Consider the following 21125-nt stretch of genomic DNA (forward strand, 5'->3'; position numbering starts at 1 on the left):
GTGAGAACTCTTCAAGCCGCCGATTCGACGCGCCGCTTCGCCTCGCGCATGTCGCGCCCAGGCGGCATGCCGAACAATCGGCAATATTCCCGCGTGAACTGCGTGACGCTTTCGTAGCCGACCCGATGAGAGGCGGTCGCGATGCTCGCGCCATCGGCCAACATGGTGCGGCGCGCCTCGATCAGGCGCAGCTGCTTCTGGAACTGAAGCGGGGTCAGCGAGGTGATGCTGCGAAAGTGCAGGTGAAAGGCCGAGTGGCTCATCCCCGCGGCCTTGGCGAGCCGGTCGACACGCAAAGGCTTGGCATAGTCGGCGCGAATGATCGCAACCGCACGGCCGATCCGCTGCGCATGGCTGTCGGCCATACCGAGCGCCCTGATGGCACCCCCGTGCCGACCGGCCAATAGCCAATAATGCAGCTCCCGCAGCACTTGGCTCTGGAGGATCGAGGCGGATGAGGGCCGATCGATCAGGCGCAACAACCGCAGCGCCGCATCGCTCAAATCCCGCTCCGTCGGCTCGACCCGAAGCGGCTGCGACGGAACATAAGGCGCGGCCCCCATCTCGACGACCAGCCCCTCGATGACGATGGGATCGAGCTCGACGACGAGCGACAGATAGGGCACCGCGGCTGTGGCGCGCGTGATCTGGCTGACCGTCGGCACGTCGCTCGAGATCACCAGCGAATCGCCCGCACCCAGGTCGAACGACGTGGCGCCGACCGCAACGCGCTTGGCCCCTTGCAGGACCAAAGCGACCAGCGGCTTGGAGATCGCAAATTGGAGCGCGCTCGGCGCGGTCTCACGAATGATCGAGATGCCGGCGAAAGGCGTGGACGCAACGCCTTTGTCGTCGGCACGAGCGGCGGCGTAATTGCTGGCAATCTGGAGCAATGTTTCGGTCACGCGCCCAATCTAGGCCGAGCCAGGCAGGCGGGCAATTGCCGACCGGCGATCAGGCAAGAAGACGGGAATTCCAGGCAAGTCTGTGACTGGCAGTCTGTGGCCGGCGCATTCCTGGAGGATTGGGCAAGATGATCACAGGATCCGGCAACATCGGATGCGCGATCACAGGCAGAAAGGGCCCACCGAAACTTCACGAGGGAGCCTCAAATGCCCACCATTTCGCTCGTCACCGGCGCCAGCCGGGGCCTGGGCCGCAATACCGCAATCGCGATCGCTCGCCACGGCGGCGACGTCATCGTGACCTATCGCAGCGGCGCCGGCGCCGCCCGCGAGGTCGTCGCCGAGATCGAGGCGCTTGGCCGAAAAGCGGTCGCGCTCCAGCTCGACGTCACCGCCGTGTCGACCTTTCCGGCGTTCGCCGCGAAAGTCCGGTCGGTGCTGGCCGAGCACTGGCACACCGAGAGGTTCGATCATCTCGTCAATAATGCCGGCCAGGGCGAAATGGCCGCCATAGCCGAGACGACGGAGCAGCAGTTCGACGCGCTCTTCGACACCCATGTCAAAGGGCCGTTCTTTCTGACGCAGGCCTTGCTGCCGCTGCTTGGCGACAATGGCCGGATCGTCAACTTCTCGAGCGGGCTGACGCGCGTGTCTTTCCCCGGCTTCTCGGCCTATGCCGCCGCCAAGGGCGCCATCGAGGTTCTGACCGTCTACATGGCAAAAGAATTCGGCGAACGCGGCATCACCGCCAACGTCGTAGCGCCGGGCGCGATCGAGACCGACTTCCTCGGCGGCGCCGTCCGCGACATGCCGGATTTGAACAGGCAGTTCGCGCAAATGACCGCGCTTGGCCGCGTCGGTGTGCCCGACGACATCGGGCCGATGGTCGCGAGCCTGCTCGGTCCGGAGAATCGCTGGGTTACGGCCCAGCGCATCGAGGTGTCCGGCGGCCAGACGATCTGAGTGCGGCGGCATTGGCGCACTCCGTCGCGAGGCGACGGAGTGTGCGAGCCCTCAGCCCTTCCGCATCACCGCGATCGCATCCGCGATTTCGTCACCGCTACCGTCACCGAGAAAGACCCGACCATCTGCCGGACCGCTGATGGCAGCGTACAGCAGAGCTTTCGCTTGTGCGCATCGTCGGATGGCAACGGGCGTAAATAGTATGACTGTTTGCGCGGCGAGGATGCGGGGAAAGCTCACCGCAAATATCCGTGCTTGATCTCGATTATTAGCTCTGTTTGGATCGCTACCGTTCCGCAATTCGCATTTCGGATAATCATGGCGAATGAAACAGATGATTCCCGTCGTTCGTTGGGTGCTCGTTCAACAGAGGACACCGTGACTGCCCACCGCAAGGGCATCGGGAATCGGCTATTGGCGGCGCTGCCGCCGGCGGATCTCGCTTTGCTGACGCCCCACTTCCAGAAGGTCTCGTTCGAACCCGATGCCGTCCTGGTGCGATCGGGCGACGAACTCGACCCCGTCTATTTTCCCCATAGCGGCGCGATCGCCTTCATGCTCGATATGCCGGACGGGCAAACGGTCGCGACCAGCTTGATGGGACGCGAAGGCGCTTTGGCCTCGTTCTCCGTGCTCGGCCCCTCGCCTTCATCCGTGACCGCGATTGCCCGCACAGCCGGCACTGCATCGGTAATTTCCGCCGCCAAATTTCGCGCTGCCCATGCGCAAAGCGCAGCGATCAGGAATGTCGTGCAGGTCCACGCCCGCGCCGTGTTGCTGCAGCTCCAGCATGTCGCCGCTTGCAACGCGCTGCACCGGGTGGATGGCCGCATGGCGCGGTGGCTCCTGCAGCTTCACGACCGCGTTCCCGAGGACCTGCTTCCGGTGACGCAGGAGGCGCTGGCGCAACTGGTTGGGGTCCGGCGGACGACGGTGACTTTGACGATGAGCAAGCTACGCGAGGCCGGCGCCATCCCGTCCGAGCGGCGCGGGTTTGTCGAGATCCATCGGTCGCGGCTCGAGAGGATCGCATGCGATTGCTATGCGCTCATGCAGCGCACGATCGATCGAATGTATTGCCAGGAATTGGCGGCGCCGCAGCCTGCCGATGCGCGATTCCGGCAAAGCGCCATCGCCGCCTCCCACGGAGCAGGCGGTGAATTCAAAGCCGTTTCGCGGGCGGGACGATAGAGTGCAAAACCTGCGGCGCGTGGAGAAGTGGATCTCGCGCCTCAGCCCTTCCCCATCGCAGCGATCGCGTCCGCAATCGCGATCGTGCGCCGGGCCATGTCGGCGTGCAGGCGCTCCACCATCGCACCATCGAGGCGGATCGCGCCGCGCGAGGCGTTCTCCGGCAGTTCGAACGCCGCGATGATCTTTCGCGCGCGGGCGACTTCCTCTTCCGGCGGGGTGAAGATGGCGTTGCAGGCGTCGATCTGAGACGGGTGGATCAGCGTCTTGCCGTCGAAGCCGAGATCGCGGCCTTGCGCGCATTCGGTGGCGAAACCGTCGGAATTGGCGATGTCGCTGTAGGGACCGTCGAGGATTTCGAGGCCGTGGGCGCGGCTCGCCAGGATGCAATGGGTGATCATCGGGATCATCGCGGCGCGGCCCGGCAGCATCCTGATCCGCGTCTCGCGCGAGATGTCGTTGGGGCCGAACACGAAGCCCGAGAGACGGCGCGAAGGATCGCGGCCGGCGGCGGCCAGTTCCTCGGCATGCAGCACGGCGCGCGCGGTCTCGATCATGGCCCAGACTTTGACGGTCGGCGCGGCGCCGAGCTCGGCCAGCTTGCGGCCGATGGCGTCGAGATCCTCGACGCTTGAAACTTTTGGAACCAGGATGCCGTCCGGCGAGGCCTTGGCGGCCATGGCGGCGTCATCTGGCCACCAGGGCGTATCGAGGCCGTTGGTCCGGATCAGGACCTCGCGCCTGCCAAAACCCTTGGCGGCGATCGCCGCCGCAATGCCGTCGCGCGCCGCCGCCTTGGCCTCCGGGGCGACGGAATCCTCGAGATCGAGGATCAGGCCGTCGGCGGCGAGATTGCGCGCCTTTTCCAGCGCGCGCGGGTTGGAGCCGGGCATGAACAGATGGCTGCGGCGCGGGCGGGTCATGCTGGCGTTCCTTCCTGGTCTGTCGTCCCCCAGCCGATAGCATTTGGCCTGCCCATTCGAAAGGCTTGTCGGCCTTGGCGGTATGTGATTAGGCATGGGCCATGACGACATTCCCGACGCACTTGCTGGAAGGCTACAAGGCCTTCGCCACCCAGCGGCTGCCGACCGAGCAGAACCGCTATCGTGAGCTCTCGGTCAAAGGGCAGTCGCCTGAGACCATGGTGATCGGCTGCTGCGACTCCCGGGTCTCCCCCGAGGTGATCTTCGACGCGGGGCCGGGCGAGCTCTTCGTCGTCCGCAACATCGCCAATCTGGTGCCGACTTATCAGCCTGACGAAGGCGCTCACGGCGTCTCGGCAGCGCTCGAATTTGCGGTGACGGTGCTGAAGGTGAAGCACATCGTGGTGCTCGGCCACGCCCAATGCGGCGGCATCCGCGCCTTCATCGACAAGATCGAGCCACTCACGCCCGGCGATTTCATCGGCCGCTGGATGCAGATGTTCATCAAGCCGGGCGAGGTCGTGGAGCAGCGCGAGCACGAGACCATGGCGCAATTCGTCGAGCGCATCGAGAAGGCCGCCGTGTTCCGCAGCCTGGAAAACCTGATGACCTTCCCGTTCGTCCGCAAGGCCGTGGAGAGCGGCCGGATGCAGACCCACGGCGCCTATTTCGGCGTGGCGGAGGGATCGCTGTTCGTGCTGGACAAGGCGACCAAGGAATTCAGGAACGCACGCGAGGGATAATCCTGCCCACCCAGCGAAATGCGGGGCTATCGCATATGATTTGTGGCAGCGGCCTGCGCGCACGCCTCGTCCTTCGAGACGGCGCTTACGCGCCTCCTCAGGATGAGGCTAATCAGCGTCAGTGCTCCTTGAAACTGTTGCCGCGCACTCCGCCCTCATCCTGAGGAGCCCGCCCAAGCGGGCGTCTCGAAGGATGGCCGCAGGGAAAAACTCTCAAATGCGATAGCCCTCCTTGCGCAATAGGGCATATCGGAAGTGCAAATCCTGCCTGACGAATGGCGGACAGGCGCCTGGTTCGCTAGAGTGTTCTCCATTCGCCACTCGCCATTTGCTCCATCATGCTGATCCTTGCCATCGATACTGCGCTCGAAGCCTGCGCGGCCGCCGTTCTCGACACCGACGCCGGCGAGCTCCTCGCACGGGAATCGCAGCTGATGAAGCGCGGCCATGCCGAGGCGCTGATGCCGATGATCGCGCGCGTGATGCAATCCGCCGGCCTTTCCTTCACCTCGCTCGACCGCATCGCCGTCACCGTCGGGCCCGGCAGCTTCACCGGCCTGCGCGTCGGCATTTCGGCGGCGCGGGGCCTTGCGCTTGCGGCGAAACGGCCGGCGGTCGGGCTGACGACGCTGTCGGCCTATGCCGCTGGGGTCGTCGCCAAGAGCGGAACGGCGGCGGTGATCTCTGCGATCGATGCGCGGCACGATCACGTCTATTTCCAGATCGTCGCCGGCGACGGCAGCCAGCTGGTCCGGCCGGCTGTCGCCTCCATCGACGCGGCGATCGCGGCCTCGCAATTCGGCGCGCCGCATCTGGTCGGCAATGCCGCCGGGATCCTCGCAGGTCGCTGGCCGAAGGACGGACCGCAACCAATTGCGGTCGACGCGCAGCCCGCGCCCGACATCAGCTGGGTCGCCTGGCTCGGCGCGGCCGCCAATCCCGACACCAATCCGGCGCGGCCGTTCTATCTGAAAGCGCCCGACGCCAAGCCGGCGGCATCGACGCCGCTCGCAGCACAAGCCGCGACCTCATGATAGGATGGCTGTCGGAGTGGTGGCGCGGCGGCACCGCCGCCGTCGAGCCCGCGACCATGCGCGATGCCGCGCGCCTCGCGCAGCTGCACGGCGCCTCCTTCGCGCACGGCTGGGGCGAAGGCGAGTTCGAGAGCATGATGAGCGAGCGCAACACGCTGGTGCATCGCTTGCGGCTCGGCCGCAAGACGATCGGCTTTGCGGTGTCGCGGATCGGCGCGGACGAAGCGGAGATTCTCTCGATCGCGGTGGACGGGGCTTATCGCGGCCGCGGCCTCTCCCGCACGCTGCTGATGACCCATCTCGGCCACCTCGCCGGGCGCGGCGTACGCACCATATTTCTGGAAGTGGAGGAGAACAACCAGCCGGCGCGGCGGCTTTACGATCGAGCCGGATTCGTGGTGGTCGGACGCCGCGATCGCTACTATAAGCAGCCCAACGGGGAACAATTGAACGCCCTTCTGATGCGGCGTGACTTGTCGTAACATCGGCGGCAGAAAGCGCCCGCCCAGGCAGACAACGCTATGACCACACTGAAACATTCTTCTGCGTCCAAGGCATCCGAGATCGAGGCGCGCTGCGCCGCAACGGGCATGCGCATGACCGAGCAGCGCCGCGTCATCGCCCGCGTGTTGGCCGAAGCGATCGATCATCCCGATGTCGAGGAACTGTACCGGCGCTGCGTTGCGGTTGACGACAAGATCTCGATCTCGACGGTCTATCGCACCGTGAAACTGTTCGAGGACGCCGGCATCATCGAACGCCACGATTTCCGCGAGGGCCGCGCGCGCTACGAGCAGATGCGCGACAGCCATCACGACCACCTCATCAATCTGCGCGACGGCAAGGTGATCGAGTTCACCTCCGAGGAGATCGAGAAGCTGCAGGCCGAGATCGCCCGCAAGCTCGGCTATCGCCTGGTCGATCACCGGCTCGAGCTCTATTGCGTCCCGCTCGACGACGACAAGCCGACGAATTGAGTTTAGTGCCCATCGATCTCATCATCTTCGATTGCGACGGCGTGCTCGTGGACAGCGAGGTGATCTCCTGCCGGGCGCATGCGGACGTGCTGACGCGCCACGGCTATCCGATCACGTCGGAGCAGGTGTTCGCGCGCTTCCTCGGCCGCTCGACAAAGCAGGCCAATCTCGAGATCGAGACCGAGCTTGGCCGCAAGCTGCCGGAGGCCTATCACGGCGATCTCCAGGACGAGCTGTTTCGCGCATTCGAAGCCGACCTCGAAGCGATCCGCGGCATCCACGATGTGCTGGATGTCGTCACGCAAGCCGTCTGCGTCGCCTCGAGCGGCTCGCATCAGCGGATGCGCGTGAGCCTCGGGAGCACCGGGCTCTACGAGCGCCTCGCGCCAAACATCTTCTCGGCCTCGCAGGTGAAGAACGGCAAGCCGGCGCCCGACCTGTTCCTGTTCGCGGCGAGCCAAATGGGCGTGCCGCCCGAGCGCTGCGTCGTGATCGAGGACAGTCTGGCCGGCATCGCCGGCGCCCGCGCCGCCGGCATGACGGTTTTCGGCTTTTACGGGGGCAGCCATTGCCGCGACGGCTATGCCGAAACTTTGCGCCTGGCCGGCGCCGACCTGCTCTTTGCCGACATGCATCAGCTGCCCGAGCTGGTCCGGCGGGTCGCGGCGGACGCTCTGGCGGGCTGATGTTGCCTCGAACCGTCATTCCGGGGCACGCGCGACGCGCGTGAACCCGGAATCTCGCAGTAAAACTCTGGATTCCGGGTTCGCAACTGCGTCGCGCCCCGGAATGACAGGCGGAAATGGCTCCATTCGCTGGATTTTCGGCCCTGCAGCCTATATCTGAGGGCCGTCCTCCAGCTCCATTTCGGGTTCCATGACGCCGCCGCGCAAGCTGCACATCAAATCATATGGCTGCCAGATGAACGTCTACGATGCCCAGCGCATGGTGGACACGCTGGCCCCGGAAGGATTCGTGGAGACGGCGAGCGCGGAGGATGCCGACCTCGTCATCCTTAACACCTGCCATATCCGCGAGAAGGCCTCGGAGAAGGTCTATTCCGAGCTCGGCCGGCTACGCGTCGCCAAGGACGAGGCCGCGCGTGCAGGCCGCGCGATGCAGATCGCGGTGGCGGGCTGCGTGGCGCAGGCCGAGGGCGAGGAGATCGTGCGGCGCGCGCCTGTCGTCGACGTCGTGGTGGGCCCGCAGAGCTATCATCATCTGCCGGAACTGTTGAAGCGCGCCGAGGGCGAAGGCCGCGCGATCGAGACCGAATTTCCCGCCGCCGACAAGTTCGGCTTCCTGGCCCAGCCGAAGCCGGACGCGATCCGCGCGCGCGGCATTTCCGCCTTCGTCACGGTGCAGGAAGGCTGCGACAAGTTCTGCACCTTCTGCGTCGTGCCCTATACGCGCGGCGCCGAAGTCTCGCGCCCGGTGGCGAAAATCGTCGAGGACGTGACGCGGCTCGCCGACAACGGCGTGCGCGAGCTCACGCTGATCGGGCAGAACGTCAACGCCTATCACGGCGAAGGGCCGGACGGAAAAACCTGGCCGCTCGGCCGGCTGCTCGAACATCTGGCGGCGATTCCCGGCATTGCGCGGCTGCGCTATTCGACCAGCCACCCCCGCGATGTCGACGACAGCCTGATCGCGGCCCATCGCGACCTCGGTGCCCTGATGCCGTTCGTGCACCTGCCGGTGCAGTCGGGCTCGGACCGCATTTTGGCGGCCATGAATCGCAAACATACCGCCGATGATTACCGGCGGGTCATCGACCGTTTTCGTACCGCACGCCAAGACATTGCTTTTTCATCGGATTTCATCGTCGGCTTCCCCGGCGAGAGCGAGCAAGATTTTCTCGCCACCCTCGCGCTTGTCACGCAAATCGGCTACGCTGCGGCCTATTCGTTCAAATACTCCGCCCGGCCGGGAACGCCGGCCGCGGACATGCAGGAGACGGTGTCCCCCGCCGAGATGGACCAGCGATTGGAGCGGCTCCAGGAACTGATCAACAGCCAGCAATCGGCCTTCAACAAGGCCGCGATTGGCTCAACGGTCGACGTGCTGTTCGAGCGTCCGGCGCGCAAGGAGGGCCAGATCGTGGGCCGCACCGCCTACCTCCAGCCCGCCCACGTAATGGCCGCGCCCGACATCATTGGACAGATCCTGCCTGTCAGAATCGACAGCCTCGAGCGCTACAGTTTTCTCGGCGAGCTCGTGACGCCGCGCAAGGCGCGCGAGCCCGCTTTATCGCAAGCCAGTGGAGCCTGAACCCTTGCCCAAAAGCGCATCGGATTCGTCTTCGTTCGCTCCCAGCCGCAAATTTGACCGCGACATGCAAGTTCCGCCCGAGACCCAGGTCGTCATCGACTTCGACGACAACCGCGCCGCTTCCGCGCTGGTCGGCCCCTACGGCCAGCACCTGGCGCAGATCGAGCGGCGGCTCGGCGTCATCGTCGATTCCAAGGGCAACCACATCACGATCGGCGGCACCCGCGACGGCTGCGACGCTGCGCGCCGCGTGCTGGAGATGCTCTACGCGCAGGCCGCGAAGGGCCACGATCTCGACCAGGGCGAGGTCGAGGGCGCGATCCGCGCCGTGATCGCGCAGGGCTCGCTGTTCGAGTTCGACGCCAAATCGGCCAAATCGACCTTCGACAGCATCAACTTGCGCAAGCGTCCGGTGCGGGCGCGCACGGCGGCGCAGGATTCCTACATCCGCGCGCTGAAGCGGCACGAACTGGTGTTCGGCATCGGCCCCGCCGGCACCGGCAAGACCTGGCTCGCCGTCGCGCATGCCGCGCAGCTGTTCGAGCGCAAGGAGGTCGACAAGATCATCCTGTCGCGCCCGGCGGTGGAAGCCGGCGAGCGGCTCGGCTTTCTGCCCGGCGATCTCCGCGAGAAGGTCGATCCTTATCTGCGGCCGATCTACGATGCGCTCTACGACCTCATGGATGCGCGCATCGTCGAGCGCGCGCTGCAGACCGGCGAGATCGAGATCGCGCCTCTCGCCTTCATGCGCGGCCGCACGCTGACCAACGCCGCCATCATCCTGGACGAGGCCCAGAACACCACGTCGATGCAGATGAAGATGTTCCTGACGCGTCTCGGCGAGAACAGCCGCATGATCGTGACGGGCGATCCCTCGCAGATCGACCTGCCGAACGGCCAGACCTCGGGCCTGGCCGAGGCGACCCGCCTCCTGAGCGGCGTCGAGGGCATCGCCCAGGTTCATTTCAAGGCGGAGGACGTGATCCGCCACGAGCTCGTGGCGCGGATCGTCGCCGCCTATGAAGGGCCGCCGCAGCGGCCGGCCACCGGTCAATCCTGACGAGGCAGCACCGGACCAAAGAGGGCGCGAGCACGGCGCCCTTCGTCCGAGACAACACAATGTCCCATTCCAACCTTCCCATGACCGAGGTCCTCGTCGTCGCCGATTGCTGGCAGCGCGAGCCCGATTCCGAAGCCGTGATCCAGCGCGCACTGGCGGCGGCCGCCGAGAGCGTCGACGAAGATGTTGCCGACGCCGAAGTGGCCGTGATGCTGACAGATGATGCCGGCATCCGCACGCTCAACAGCAACTGGCGCGGCATCGACAAGCCGACCAACGTGCTGTCGTTCCCGGCGCTGCAGCCGGAGGGCGCGTGGAAGCCGGGCGATGCCCCGCGCATGCTCGGCGATATCGCGATCGCCTATGAGACCATGCGGCGCGAGGCGGACGAGGAGCACAAGCCGTTCGACCATCATCTGAGCCACCTCGCCGTGCACGGCTTCCTGCACCTGATCGGCTACGACCACGAGAACGAGGGCGACGCCGAGGAGATGGAAGCGCTCGAAACCGAAATCCTCGCCCATCTCGGCATCCCCGATCCCTATGCCGACCGCCCGGGGACGCACTGAGATGCCGGATTCCGAGCCTACCCACGACAATCCCCGCACCACGGCCAATTTGCCGGTTGTGGTGACGCCGGGCGAGGTGCTGCGCCCGAGTGCCGAAAGCTGGCTGCTGCGCGCCATCCGCACGCTGTTCGGCTGGAAGGCGGGGTCGGTGCGCGACGACCTCCAGGTCGTGCTCGACGCCTCGACGCCCGACGACACCGGCTTCTCCGCGGTCGAGCGCACCATGCTGCGCAACATCCTCAGCCTGCACGAGCGCCGCATCGCCGACGTCATGGTGCATCGCGCCGACATCGTCGCGGTGAAACGCGACATCCCGCTCGGGGAATTGATGGACCGCTTCGAGAGCGCCGGCCATTCGCGCCTCGTCGTCTTCAACGAGACGCTCGACGATCCCGTCGGCATCGTCCACATCCGCGATTTGCTCGCCTTCATGACCGCGCGCGCCCGCGTGTCGGAAGCCACCAAGACCAAGCGCAAGAAGCCGCTGCCGGCCGGGCTCGATTTGCGCGCGGTCGATCTCGCGCTGCCGCTTCACGAGGCGCACATCATCCGCAAGCTGCTCTACGTGCCGCCGTCGATGCGGGCGATCGACCTGCTCGCGCAGATGCAGGCCTCGCGCATCCATCTGGCGCTGGTGGTCGACGAATATGGCGGCAGCGACGGGCTGGTCTCGATCGAGGACATCGTCGAGCAGATCGTCGGCGAGATCGACGACGAGCACGACAGCGACGAGCCGCCCTCGATCGTGCGCCTGCCCGACAACGCCTTCATCGCCGACGCCCGCGCCAGCCTCGACGACGTCCGCTCGGTGATCGGCGAGGATTTCGTCACCGGCGAGGCTGGCGAGGAGGTGGAGACGCTGGGCGGCTATCTCGTCAGCTTCGTCGGGCGCCTGCCGGTGCGCGGCGAGGTGATCTCGGGCCCCGGCAATTACGAGGTCGAGGTGCTCGATGCCGATCCGCGCCGCGTCAAGCGGCTGCGCATCGCGACGCGGAAGGAACGCCCGGCGCCCCGCACCCAGCGCGAGAGCCGGCGGCGTGAAGCCACGCCGGAGAGCGGACAAGCGCCGGCCAGCGACACGCCGACATCGCCGCCGCGCGACGGGGCCGCCTCGCAGTGAGCCCATCGCAGCGCCTACGGCAAATTGCGCTCGCCATCATCCTCACCTGGGGATGGCAGCGCGCAGTCGTCGCCATGGCGGCCGGAGCGCTGTCGGTGCTGGCGCTGGCGCCGTTCAACCTCTTTCCGGTGCTGTTCGTCACCTTCCCGGTGCTGGTCTGGCTGATCGACGGCGCCGGGGCCGGCCGCTATGGCGGCGTGCCCGCCGCCGCCCTGACCGGCTATTGGTTCGGGCTCGGCTATTTCGTGCCCGGCCTCTACTGGATCGGCTACGCCTTCTTCGTCGAAGCCGACACATTCGCCTGGCTGACGCCGTTCGCGGTGCTGGGCCTGCCGGCCTATCTCTCGATCTTCACGGCGATCGGCTTTGCGCTGGCGCGCCTGCTCTGGAGCAAGAACGCCACGCGCGTGCTGGCGCTCGCAGCGAGCCTCACCATCAGCGAATGGCTGCGCGGCCATGCGCTGACCGGCTTTCCCTGGAACACGTTCGGCTATGCGCTGTCCGAGCCATTGCCGCTGGCGCAGACGGCCTCGCTGATCGGCCTGTGGGGCGTGACGTTCCTGACGATTGCGATCTTCGCGAGCCCGGCGACGCTGATCGACCGCACGCCGGATCGGCGCCTGCAATGGCGGGTGCCGGCCGCGGCCGGCGCGCTCCTGCTCGTCATGAGCATCTTTGGCGCAATCCGCCTGTCGCTGCATCCGACCACGATCGTATCCGGCGCCAAGCTGCGCCTGATGCAGCCCAACCTGCAGCAGGACGAGAAATTCAACTATGCCGCCAAGCCGGAGGTGATGAAGAAGTACCTTGCGCTGTCGGACCGCGCCTCCGGCCCGCAATCGACCGGCGTGCGCGATGCCACCATCCTGATCTGGCCGGAATCCGCCTTCCCGTTCTTCCTGACCCGCGAAGCCGACGCGATGGCGCAAATCGCCGATCTGTTGCCGAAGGGCACGGTGCTGATCACGGGATCGGTCCGCGCGCCCGATGTGCCGCGGGGCACGCCGATCACGCGCGCCTACAACTCGATCTACGTGATCGATCACGACGGCAGCGTGCTCGCCGTCTACGACAAGCTGCATCTGGTACCGTTCGGAGAATTTCTTCCGTACCAGTCGTTGATGGAGAAGCTCGGTTTCGAGCAACTGACGCGTGTGCGCGGCGGCTTCATTCCAGGCACCGTGCGGCATGCGCTCCCCGTTGCCGGCGCGCCGCCCGTGTTGCCGTTGATCTGCTACGAGGCGATCTTTCCCGACGAAGTGGCTGTACGCAACGAACGTCCGGGCTGGATCGTGAACCTGACCAATGACGGCTGGTTCGGCATCTCGACCGGTCCCTACCAGCACCTGGAACAGTCGCGGATGCGCGCGATCGAGCTCGGATTGCCGCTGGTCCGCTCGGCCAATACCGGCATCTCCGCAGTGATCGATCCGGTCGGCCGCACCGTCGCGAACCTCGGTCTCGGCCTCGAAGGCATTTTGGACGCAAACCTGCCGGCCGCGATCCCACCGACGGTTTATGCACGGGTGGGTGATGTGCCCGCAATCATGCTCGTCGCGGTGGCCGTGCTGCTGGCGGTCCGCCGACGAATAGGCAAACGCCAGCCCTGATCGCACCGCCGCCGCAGCGGCCGGAATCCTTTGACAACCGTAGTCCCACGGTTGACAGACTGCACGCGGGCTCCCCATTCTGCACCGGCTGCGAAAGATGGCGGTGCATTGCTAAATTTCTCCGCAATGTTTCCCAATAACAGGGTTTGATTTTGACGGTGCTGCACCCGAGGCATGCTTGATCATTGCGCCGAAGGTGGTGTTTGGAGGGCTGAGGAAATGTCGAAAGCGCCCAACCCTGTTGACAAATATGTCGGCAGTCGCGTGCGCATGCGCCGCATCATGTTGGGCATGAGCCAGGAGAAGCTCGGTGAAGCTTTGGGCCTGACTTTCCAGCAGATTCAGAAGTACGAGAAGGGCACCAACCGGGTCGGCGCAAGCCGCATCCAGCAGATCGCGGAGATTCTGCAGGTGCCGGTGTCCTTCCTGTTCGAGGGCGGCCCGAGCGGCGTGCCGGGTCCGGATGGCTTCAGCGAAGGCGCCTCGCCCTCTTACGTCTCGGACTTTCTCGCCACCTCCGAAGGGCTCGCTTTGACCAAGGCGTTCACGCGAATCACTGATTCGAAGATGCGCCGCTCGATCGTCGATCTCGTCGAGCAGATTGCGGCCCGCGAAGGTCCGGACAAGCGTTGAAGCTCATGTCCCCCGCGATTTGAGACTGCATCAAATCTGGCCTATGTCGTCATTTACGACCGCGCTTTGATGCGCGTCCGCTTCGATGATGCGATTCAAAGGCACAGATGCGTCCATGACCGGCTCCAATTGGTTCGATTCACAAACTATTCTCGATGGCATCCGCCGCTGGGTGGAGATCGAGACGCCGACGGAAGCACCTGAACAGGTCAACAAGCTGGTCTCCGTGGTCGCGGAGCAATACGGCGACCTGCCCGTCACGCTCGAGCGCATCGCCGGCACGGACGGCTGCGGCGATCATCTCGTGGCGCGCACGAATTGGGGGCAGGATCAGCCGGGCATCCTGGTGCTGAGCCATCTCGATACCGTCCATCCCATCGGCTTCATCGAGCGCCTGCCGTTCAAGGTCGAAGGCGACGTCGCGTTCGGTCCGGGCATCTACGACATGAAAGGCGGCGCCTACATCGCCCACCACGCCTTCCGCGCGCTTTGCGCGACGGGCGATCGCTCGCCGCTCGGCATCACGCATCTGTTCACCTCCGACGAGGAGATCGGCAGCCCGACCTCGCGTGCGCTGATCGAGCAGGAAGGGCGCAACGCCAAATACGTGCTGGTGACCGAGCCGGCGCGCGACGGCGGCAAGATCGTCACCGGGCGCAAGGGCGTCGGACGCTTCCGGGTATTCATCAAGGGCGTGCCCGCGCATGCCGGCTCGCGGCCCGAAGACGGCCGCAGCGCCGTCCGCGAACTCGGCAACGTCATCCTCGCGCTGGAAGGAATGAACGATGTTGCGCGCGGCGTGACCGTCAATGTCGGCGTGGTGCGCGGCGGCACGCGCCCCAACGTCACGCCCGAGGAGGCCTATGCCGAAGTCGATCTGCGCGTCGTGAGTCTCAAGGACGCGGACGAGTTCGTCGGCAAGATTCTCTCTTTGACCTCGAAGACCGATGGCGTCACCGTCACGGTCACGGGCGAGCTCAACCGGCCGCCTTACGAGAAGAGCAATGCGGGAGCTTCGCTGTACGAGCATGCCAAGACGCTCGCCGGCGAGATCGGCTTCGAGCTGATCGACACCCACACCGGCGGCGGCTCGGACGGCAATTTCACCGCTCCCTTCACCGCAACGCTCGACGGGCTCGGCGTCGACGGCAAGGGTGCACACACCCATTATGAGCAGCTCTATGTCTCCTCGCTGGCTCCACGCGCGCGGCTGCTCCATCGGCTTTATCAGACGCTGCGATGAGCGAACGTAAATCAAGCCCCGACCGCGACGACAGCGAGCGCGCCTTCTTCGGGCGCCGCAAGGGTCACAAGCTGAGGCAGCACCAGGCCGGCTTGATCGAGCAACTGCTGCCGCATCTTGCCCTCGATATCGACGGTGAGGCGCCGGCGGACGCCCGCGACATCTTCGATCCCGCAGCCGACGACGTCAGGCTCGAGATCGGCTTCGGCGGCGGCGAGCATCTCGCGGCCGAGGCACAGAACTTCCCCACCACCGGCTTCATCGGCTGCGAGCCTTATGTCAACGGCATGGCCAAGATCCTCGCGCAGATCGAGGCGGCCAACATCGGCAACATCCGCCTGTTCGCGGGCGATGCCGCCGAGCTCTTGGCTTGGCTTCCCAAGGAGTCGCTGTCGCGGATCGACCTGATCCATCCCGATCCCTGGCCGAAGCGGCGACACTGGAAGCGGCGCTTCGTCCAGGACCGCACCATTGCCGCGATGGCGCGCGTGCTCAAGCGAGGCGGCGAATTCCGCTTCGTCTGCGACATCGACGATTACTGCGCCTGGACGCTGTCGCATCTTGCGCGCTCGCAGGACTTCGTCTGGCTGGCCGAACGCGCCGACGATTTCCGGCTTCCATGGCCGGGCTACACCATGACGCGCTACGGCCGAAAGGCCGCGCGCGAGGGACGCAAGGCGGCTTATCTGCGGTTCAGGCGGGTGGGTTAGCCATCATTGCGAGGAGCCCGCGACAAATTGCAAGGCAATTTGCGCTGGCGACGAAGCAATTCAGAGCGTTTTCGCGGAACGAGTTCTGGATTGCTTCGCTTCGCTCGCAATGACGGAGTGGGACGCTAGATCGTCTGCCGGTTGCGCCAGAAATTCACGACGCGTTCGGCGGTGGCCGGCATCAGGCGCGTGAAGTTCAGACGCGCGGCCTCGATATCGGCATCGGCCGGCGTGCGGTTCGAGCCGTACCAGAGCAGGATGAGCGCGCGCACCGTGGGCCAACCGAGGCTCAGCACGCGGCCGAGGATCAGAAGCGGATCGTAGCGGTCGCCTGCGATCAGGCGGTCGAGGACCTGGAGGCGAACGCCCGACATCGCCGACAGCGCGGCGACCGATTCCTCGTATTTGTGCGCCTTGGCGAAACCGAGCAGCGCGCTCTCGCCGAGATGGCCTTCGCGATTCAAGGTCAGCACCGTGCGCTGTGCCGCGGAGAAATCGCGGCGCGGACCCGGCGGCAGCGCGGCCTCCTCGATCGCCGCCATCGCGCGCTTGATCTCGACCTGGCGCGCGGGATTGACCACGGTGGAGAGGCGGCGGCGGATGACGTCGAGCGTGCCATCGAGCAGCTGCTTCAGGTGCTCGCCGGAAAGGTCGTTGCGCTGGCCGATCTTCAGCGTCAGCACGCCGTCCTGCGCCGCGCGCTTGATCATCTCGGAATAGCTGCCCGGCGAGAACACCGCACCGGCATTGGCGGCGGCACGGCGCACCACGTCGCGATCGCCGCGCTCGACCAGCACGTCGGTGACGGCGGGAGACAAAGCTGGACGCTCAGTCATCGCCAGAAGATGACCCTGGCCCTTCAAGCGCGCGATCTCGACCAGAGCCGCGTCGTCGAGCACTGGCGAGCGGCGCAGCACGGGGCCGGCGACCGCGATCTCGTTTTCGCGCGCGAGCTGATTGACGAGGTGCGGCGGCGCGTTGTTCAGGCGCGAGAAACGCTCGGCCAGATCGGCGCGCGAGGCCAGCTCGGCATGCGGGACGAGATCGATCAGGAGATTGTCGAAGAGATCGATCAGTTCAGGGCGGAGCTTTTCCGCGTCCTGGAAGAACAGCTGGGAAATGGCGCGCGCGATCTCGCCACGACGCCTCGGGTCGCCGCGCTTGACGATATCGTCCAGTCCAGGAATGAGCGACGTGGCAACGGTCATGAAAACGCAACTCGAACGGGGCACGCCGCGGGTGCGCCCTAGGTCCAAGCCGCCCCACAATCGGGAAATCTAGGCCTGCTTGATGAAGGAAGCGTTGCGCAGGGCCCGCGGACGGGCGCAAAAAGGCCCCGTTCCCGCTGCAATGGGCCTTGTCCGGAGAAGCGGAAAGCGCTATATCAGCGCCAATTCATCTTCTCATACGATCCGCGTAGTGAGAGTGGGCCCGCAAGGACCCGCTCTTTTTTATTACCTGAACGCGGCTCGGCGGGAGATGCGCCCGACGCGTCGTCGGGAAAGTTCCGAAGCGGGCTTTGAAATCGTAACCAAGCCTTAACCCAAGCCTTAACCAACGAGCGCTCTGACCCTGGACATGACCGAACCGAACCCTGGTTCCACGGATGCCGAATTGCTGGCCGAGCCGCGGCTCGTGGTCGAGCCCGGCGTCGCGGCACGGGTGTCCGCGGTGGCAGGTCCCGTGCTGCAGGGCATGGGCTACCGCCTGGTCCGGATCCGCATTTCCGGCGAAGCCGGCTGCACCGTGCAGATCATGGCCGAGCGGCCGGACGGCTCGATGCAGATCGAGGATTGCGAGGCGATCTCGCGGGCCCTGTCGCCCGTGCTCGACGTCGCCGATCCCATCGACCGCGCCTATCGCCTCGAGATCTCTTCGCCGGGAATCGATCGCCCGCTGGTGCGCCGCTCCGATTTCGAGCGCTATTCCGGGCACCTGGTGAAGATCGAGATGGCGGTCGCGCATGATGGGCGCAAGCGCTTCCGCGGCACGCTCGGCGCGGTCGAGGGCGACCGCGTGCATCTGCATCGCGACGATGCCAAGGCCGGCGACGATGCCGACGTTCTCCTGACCATGGAGGATATCGGCGAGGCACGCCTGGTGCTGACCGATGAGCTGATCGCGGAATCCATGCGCCGTGGCAAGGCCGAGGAGCGCAAGATGCGCAGGGATCTCGGACTGGAGCCGCCGGCTGCACCGCACGCGGAGATCAGTGCGAAGATCACCAAGAACACCAAGCCGAAGAAGAAGCCGGCCCCGACCAACACGAAGAAACATCGCCTTGCCGCCGAACGCGCGCGGCGCGGCGAGATCGAGCCTGACCAAGGAGACTAGCCATGGCAGTCAGCGCCAACCGACTCGAATTGCTTCAGATCGCCGACGCCGTCGCACGCGAAAAGTCGATCGACCGCGGCATCGTCATCGCGGCGATGGAGGACGCCATCGCCAAGGCGGCGCGCGCACGTTACGGCAGCGAGACTGACGTTCATGCCGAGATCGACCCGAAGAAGGGCGAGCTGCGGCTGTCGCGCCACATGCTGGTGGTCGACAAGGTCGAGAATCACTCCAACCAGATCTCGCTGGTGGACGCGCAGCGCGCCAATCCCGGCGCCCAGGTCGGCGACACCATCGCCGACACCCTGCCGCCGCTGGAATATGGCCGCATCGCCGCGCAATCGGCCAAGCAGGTCATCGTGCAAAAGGTGCGCGAGGCCGAGCGCGACCGGCAGTACCAGGAATTCAAGGACCGCATCGGCGACATCGTCAATGGCGTCGTCAAGCGCGTCGAATATGGCAGCGTGATCGTCGATCTCGGCCGCGGCGAAGCCATCATCCGCCGCGACGAGATGCTGCCGCGCGAGGTGTTCCGCAACGGCGACCGCGTTCGCGCCTACATCTTCGACGTCCGCCGCGAGACGAGAGGCCCGCAGATCTTCCTCTCCCGCACCCATCCGCAGTTCATGGCGAAGCTGTTCGCGCAGGAAGTGCCGGAGATCTATGACGGCATCGTCGAGATCAAGGCGGTGGCCCGCGATCCGGGCTCGCGTGCGAAAATCGGCGTGATTTCCCGCGATTCCTCGGTCGATCCGGTCGGCGCCTGCGTCGGCATGCGCGGCTCGCGCGTGCAGGCCGTGGTCAACGAGCTGCAGGGCGAGAAGATCGACATCATTCCATGGTCGCCAGACATCGCGACCTTCGTGGTCAACGCGCTGGCGCCGGCGGAAGTCTCCAAGGTCGTGATCGACGAGGACCGCGAGCGCATCGAGGTCGTGGTGCCCGACACCAACAACCAGCTCTCGCTCGCGATCGGCCGCCGCGGCCAGAACGTGCGCCTGGCCTCGCAGCTCACCGGCTGGGATATCGACATCCTGACCGAGCAGGAGGAATCGGAGCGCCGCCAGGCCGACTTCGAGAACTCGACCCGCGTCTTCATGGAATCGCTTAACGTCGACGAAGTGGTCGGCCAGCTGCTGGCGTCCGAGGGCTTCACCTCGGTCGAGGAGCTCGCGATGGTGGACGTCAAGGAGCTCGCCGGCATCGAGGGCTTCGACGAGGAGACCGCGCAGGAGCTGCAGAATCGCGCCCGCGAATATCTGGAGCAGCAGGAAGCCGAGCTCGAGGCGAGGCGCAAGGAGCTCGGCGTCGAGGACGCGCTCAAGGACGTGCCCGGCGTGACCTCGAAGATGCTGGTGAAGTTCGGCGAGAACGACATCAAGAGCGTCGAGGACCTCGCCGGCTGCGCCACCGACGATCTGGTCGGCTGGACCGAGCGCAAGGAAGGCAGCGAGCCGACCAAGCACGCCGGCGCGCTCGACGGCATCGACATCTCCCGTGACGACGCCGAAGCGATGATCATGCAGGCCCGCGTCAAGGCCGGCTGGATCACCGAAGCCGATCTCGCCAAGCCCACCGAGGAGGCCGAGGCGACCGAAGATCAACCGGCTTAAGGGCAAAGGAGAATGTCGCCCGGATGCTTGCAGATTCCGACCTCGAACTTGACCATGGCCCGCGGACCGAAAGGTCCGCGACCATGCGCATGTGCGCGGTCAGCCGCGAGGTCCGGCCGATCGACGAGCTGATCCGCTTCGTTGCATCGCCTGACGGACAAATAGTTCCCGATCTCAAGCGCAAGCTGCCCGGACGCGGGATGTGGCTCACCGCCTCCCGCAAGACTGTTGCGGAAGCGGTGCGGCGTCACCAATTTAGCAAGGCCTTCAAGCGCGAGCTGCGCATCCCTCAGACGCTTCCCACCGACATCGAGGCGCTCCTGGTCCGGAGCGTGACCGAAGCCCTTGGGATCGCCGCCAAGGCGGGCCAGGTCGTGGCCGGCTTCGGCAAGGTCGAGAGCGCCCTGCGGGAAGGAACGGTCGAGGTCCTGATCCATGCCAGCGACGGGGCCGCGGACGGAATCCGCAAATTGGACATGCTGGCGCGTCAGAATGCCGGGAATCGCGGTCCTAAGGCGCAGATTCCCGTCGTCACCGCTCTGAAATCGGTAGAATTGGATTTGGCACTGACCCGGTCAAATGTGATACATGCTGCCCTGCTCGCGGGCCCGGCGAGCAAGTCATTCCTGTCACGTAGCCAGATCCTGGTCCGATACCGGATGGCGGACGACGACAAGACTGCCGAAAAACCCGGCCAGGATTTCTGAGAGACAACGACGACCCGATTGGATGGTGCGGCAACGCACAACACTGATAAATCAGGATTAGGACTGCTGAATGGTTGATACCAAGACCCCTGGCGACAAGAAGCTGAGCGTTCCGAGCAAGACGCTATCGCTCAAGCCGCGCGTCGAAACGGGCACCGTGCGCCAGAGCTTCAGCCATGGCCGCAGCAAGCAGGTCGTGGTCGAGAAGCGCGGCAAGCGCCGCATTGGCGATGGACCCGAGCCGCACGCGCCCGAGGTGACGGCAAAGCCGGCGCCGGCCGCACCCGCCGCGCCGCCGCGTCCGGCTCCGCCCCCGCCGCGCAACGCCGGTTCCGGCGTGGTGCTTCGTACCCTCACCGAGGATGAGCGTTCGGCCCGCGCCAGTGCGCTCGCCGATGCCAAGCTGCGCGAGGTCGAGGAACGCCGCCAGGCCGAGGAAGAGGCCCAGCGCCGCGCCGCCCGTGAGGCTGCCGAGCGCGCCGAGCGCGAAGCCGCCGAATCCCGCCGCAAGGCCGAGGA

The 21125-nt window shown here is 65.8% G+C and carries 22 protein-coding genes; 19 read left to right on the top strand and 3 right to left on the bottom strand.

The window, feature by feature from the left end; genetic code table 11:
• Positions 1-11 precede the first annotated feature (11 nt).
• Complete coding sequence (locus XF30_RS02655; protein ID WP_109141843.1) at positions 12-905, bottom strand: AraC family transcriptional regulator; 894 nt, start codon at positions 903-905, stop codon at positions 12-14.
• Positions 906-1112: 207 nt separating this feature from the next.
• Here XF30_RS02655 and XF30_RS02660 point away from each other — a divergent pair, with 207 nt between their 5' ends.
• Both XF30_RS02660 and XF30_RS02665 read left to right on the top strand, forming a co-directional pair.
• The gene (locus XF30_RS02660; protein ID WP_109141844.1) at positions 1113-1868 is read left to right on the top strand and encodes an SDR family NAD(P)-dependent oxidoreductase; all 756 of its coding nucleotides are present in this window, start codon (positions 1113-1115) and stop codon (positions 1866-1868) included.
• Positions 1869-2246: 378 nt separating this feature from the next.
• Entirely contained in the window at positions 2247-3059 is an 813-nt protein-coding gene (locus XF30_RS02665; protein WP_036024531.1) for a Crp/Fnr family transcriptional regulator, read from the top strand.
• Positions 3060-3100: 41 nt separating this feature from the next.
• Here the strand turns inward: XF30_RS02665 and XF30_RS02670 are convergent, their stop codons facing one another.
• Entirely contained in the window at positions 3101-3982 is an 882-nt protein-coding gene (locus XF30_RS02670) for an HpcH/HpaI aldolase/citrate lyase family protein (protein ID WP_036008938.1), read from the bottom strand.
• Positions 3983-4083: 101 nt separating this feature from the next.
• On the opposite strand from XF30_RS02670, the gene XF30_RS02675 reads away from it, so the two are divergent.
• The 13 genes from XF30_RS02675 to trmB all read left to right on the top strand — a co-directional run bounded on the left by XF30_RS02675 (position 4084) and on the right by trmB (position 15952).
• Entirely contained in the window at positions 4084-4725 is a 642-nt protein-coding gene (locus XF30_RS02675) for a carbonic anhydrase (protein WP_036008941.1), read from the top strand.
• Positions 4726-5063: 338 nt separating this feature from the next.
• A complete protein-coding gene (gene tsaB / locus XF30_RS02680) occupies positions 5064-5759 on the top strand; it encodes a tRNA (adenosine(37)-N6)-threonylcarbamoyltransferase complex dimerization subunit type 1 TsaB (protein ID WP_036008944.1) in 696 nt (231 codons plus the stop codon).
• Positions 5756-6241 (top strand): ribosomal protein S18-alanine N-acetyltransferase, encoded by a 486-nt coding sequence (gene rimI / locus XF30_RS02685; protein WP_109141845.1) that lies wholly within the window; start codon positions 5756-5758, stop codon positions 6239-6241. Before tsaB ends, rimI begins: the two co-directional genes overlap by 4 nt.
• A 39-nt stretch (positions 6242-6280) precedes the next feature.
• Positions 6281-6736 (top strand): Fur family transcriptional regulator, encoded by a 456-nt coding sequence (locus XF30_RS02690; protein WP_109141846.1) that lies wholly within the window; start codon positions 6281-6283, stop codon positions 6734-6736.
• A 5-nt stretch (positions 6737-6741) separates the two neighbouring features.
• A complete protein-coding gene (locus XF30_RS02695) occupies positions 6742-7422 on the top strand; it encodes an HAD family hydrolase (RefSeq protein ID WP_036008953.1) in 681 nt (226 codons plus the stop codon).
• Between the two features lie 190 nt (positions 7423-7612).
• Positions 7613-9007 (top strand): tRNA (N6-isopentenyl adenosine(37)-C2)-methylthiotransferase MiaB, encoded by a 1395-nt coding sequence (miaB, locus tag XF30_RS02700; protein WP_109141847.1) that lies wholly within the window; start codon positions 7613-7615, stop codon positions 9005-9007.
• Positions 9008-9071: 64 nt separating this feature from the next.
• Positions 9072-10067: a PhoH family protein gene (locus XF30_RS02705; protein ID WP_036008958.1), complete on the top strand. Its 996-nt coding sequence runs from the start codon at positions 9072-9074 to the stop codon at positions 10065-10067.
• A gap of 59 nt (positions 10068-10126) precedes the next feature.
• Entirely contained in the window at positions 10127-10636 is a 510-nt protein-coding gene (ybeY, locus tag XF30_RS02710) for an rRNA maturation RNase YbeY (protein WP_036008983.1), read from the top strand.
• A 1-nt stretch (position 10637) separates the two neighbouring features.
• The gene (locus XF30_RS02715) at positions 10638-11756 is read left to right on the top strand and encodes a hemolysin family protein (protein WP_036008986.1); all 1119 of its coding nucleotides are present in this window, start codon (positions 10638-10640) and stop codon (positions 11754-11756) included.
• Positions 11753-13366, top strand: a complete 1614-nt coding sequence (gene lnt / locus XF30_RS02720) for an apolipoprotein N-acyltransferase (protein ID WP_109141848.1) — start codon at positions 11753-11755, stop codon at positions 13364-13366. The genes XF30_RS02715 and lnt overlap by 4 nt, the downstream gene beginning before the upstream one ends.
• 219 nt (positions 13367-13585) lie before the next feature.
• Positions 13586-13999: a helix-turn-helix domain-containing protein gene (locus tag XF30_RS02725; protein ID WP_018319423.1), complete on the top strand. Its 414-nt coding sequence runs from the start codon at positions 13586-13588 to the stop codon at positions 13997-13999.
• Between the two features lie 85 nt (positions 14000-14084).
• On the top strand, positions 14085-15242 hold the full coding sequence (locus XF30_RS02730; RefSeq protein ID WP_036024516.1) for a M20 family metallopeptidase: 1158 nt from the start codon (positions 14085-14087) through the stop codon (positions 15240-15242).
• Positions 15239-15952 carry a tRNA (guanosine(46)-N7)-methyltransferase TrmB gene (trmB, locus tag XF30_RS02735; RefSeq protein ID WP_109141849.1) on the top strand — a complete coding sequence of 238 codons (714 nt, stop codon included), beginning with the start codon at positions 15239-15241 and terminating at the stop codon, positions 15950-15952. Before XF30_RS02730 ends, trmB begins: the two co-directional genes overlap by 4 nt.
• Before the next feature lie 125 nt (positions 15953-16077).
• Here the strand turns inward: trmB and XF30_RS02740 are convergent, their stop codons facing one another.
• On the bottom strand, positions 16078-17160 hold the full coding sequence (locus XF30_RS02740) for a DUF2336 domain-containing protein (protein ID WP_109141850.1): 1083 nt from the start codon (positions 17158-17160) through the stop codon (positions 16078-16080).
• A 370-nt stretch (positions 17161-17530) separates the two neighbouring features.
• On the opposite strand from XF30_RS02740, the gene rimP reads away from it, so the two are divergent.
• From rimP to XF30_RS02760, 4 genes are all read left to right on the top strand, one after another.
• Positions 17531-18286 (top strand): ribosome maturation factor RimP, encoded by a 756-nt coding sequence (gene rimP / locus XF30_RS02745; RefSeq protein ID WP_036040842.1) that lies wholly within the window; start codon positions 17531-17533, stop codon positions 18284-18286.
• 2 nt (positions 18287-18288) lie between these two features.
• Entirely contained in the window at positions 18289-19899 is a 1611-nt protein-coding gene (gene nusA, locus XF30_RS02750) for a transcription termination factor NusA (RefSeq protein ID WP_036024506.1), read from the top strand.
• 23 nt (positions 19900-19922) lie between these two features.
• Positions 19923-20606 (top strand): RNA-binding protein, encoded by a 684-nt coding sequence (locus XF30_RS02755; protein ID WP_109141851.1) that lies wholly within the window; start codon positions 19923-19925, stop codon positions 20604-20606.
• A 70-nt stretch (positions 20607-20676) separates the two neighbouring features.
• Positions 20677-21125: translation initiation factor IF-2 associated domain-containing protein (locus tag XF30_RS02760; protein WP_192893019.1), on the top strand; the 449-nt coding region annotated here is incomplete at its 3' end.

Origin of the sequence: Bradyrhizobium sp. SUTN9-2 (genome assembly GCF_003122645.1) — a bacterium.
GTDB lineage: Bacteria > Pseudomonadota > Alphaproteobacteria > Rhizobiales > Xanthobacteraceae > Bradyrhizobium > Bradyrhizobium yuanmingense.

What these genes read in the sequence shown, in the direction of transcription:
- XF30_RS02675 (WP_036008941.1), top strand. Translation starts at nt 4,084, where the DNA reads ATGACGACATTCCCGACGCACTTGCTGGAAGGCTACAAGGCCTTCGCC.
- tsaB (WP_036008944.1), top strand. Translation starts at nt 5,064, where the DNA reads ATGCTGATCCTTGCCATCGATACTGCGCTCGAAGCCTGCGCGGCCGCC.
- XF30_RS02725 (WP_018319423.1), top strand. Translation starts at nt 13,586, where the DNA reads ATGTCGAAAGCGCCCAACCCTGTTGACAAATATGTCGGCAGTCGCGTG.
- trmB (WP_109141849.1), top strand. Translation starts at nt 15,239, where the DNA reads ATGAGCGAACGTAAATCAAGCCCCGACCGCGACGACAGCGAGCGCGCC.
- rimP (WP_036040842.1), top strand. Translation starts at nt 17,531, where the DNA reads ATGACCGAACCGAACCCTGGTTCCACGGATGCCGAATTGCTGGCCGAG.
- nusA (WP_036024506.1), top strand. Translation starts at nt 18,289, where the DNA reads ATGGCAGTCAGCGCCAACCGACTCGAATTGCTTCAGATCGCCGACGCC.
- XF30_RS02730 (WP_036024516.1), top strand. Translation starts at nt 14,085, where the DNA reads ATGATGCGATTCAAAGGCACAGATGCGTCCATGACCGGCTCCAATTGG.
- XF30_RS02740 (WP_109141850.1), bottom strand. Translation starts at nt 17,160, where the DNA reads ATGACCGTTGCCACGTCGCTCATTCCTGGACTGGACGATATCGTCAAG.
- ybeY (WP_036008983.1), top strand. Translation starts at nt 10,127, where the DNA reads ATGTCCCATTCCAACCTTCCCATGACCGAGGTCCTCGTCGTCGCCGAT.
- XF30_RS02670 (WP_036008938.1), bottom strand. Translation starts at nt 3,982, where the DNA reads ATGACCCGCCCGCGCCGCAGCCATCTGTTCATGCCCGGCTCCAACCCG.
- rimI (WP_109141845.1), top strand. Translation starts at nt 5,756, where the DNA reads ATGATAGGATGGCTGTCGGAGTGGTGGCGCGGCGGCACCGCCGCCGTC.
- XF30_RS02660 (WP_109141844.1), top strand. Translation starts at nt 1,113, where the DNA reads ATGCCCACCATTTCGCTCGTCACCGGCGCCAGCCGGGGCCTGGGCCGC.
- XF30_RS02715 (WP_036008986.1), top strand. Translation starts at nt 10,638, where the DNA reads ATGCCGGATTCCGAGCCTACCCACGACAATCCCCGCACCACGGCCAAT.
- XF30_RS02755 (WP_109141851.1), top strand. Translation starts at nt 19,923, where the DNA reads ATGCTTGCAGATTCCGACCTCGAACTTGACCATGGCCCGCGGACCGAA.
- XF30_RS02690 (WP_109141846.1), top strand. Translation starts at nt 6,281, where the DNA reads ATGACCACACTGAAACATTCTTCTGCGTCCAAGGCATCCGAGATCGAG.
- XF30_RS02705 (WP_036008958.1), top strand. Translation starts at nt 9,072, where the DNA reads ATGCAAGTTCCGCCCGAGACCCAGGTCGTCATCGACTTCGACGACAAC.
- miaB (WP_109141847.1), top strand. Translation starts at nt 7,613, where the DNA reads ATGACGCCGCCGCGCAAGCTGCACATCAAATCATATGGCTGCCAGATG.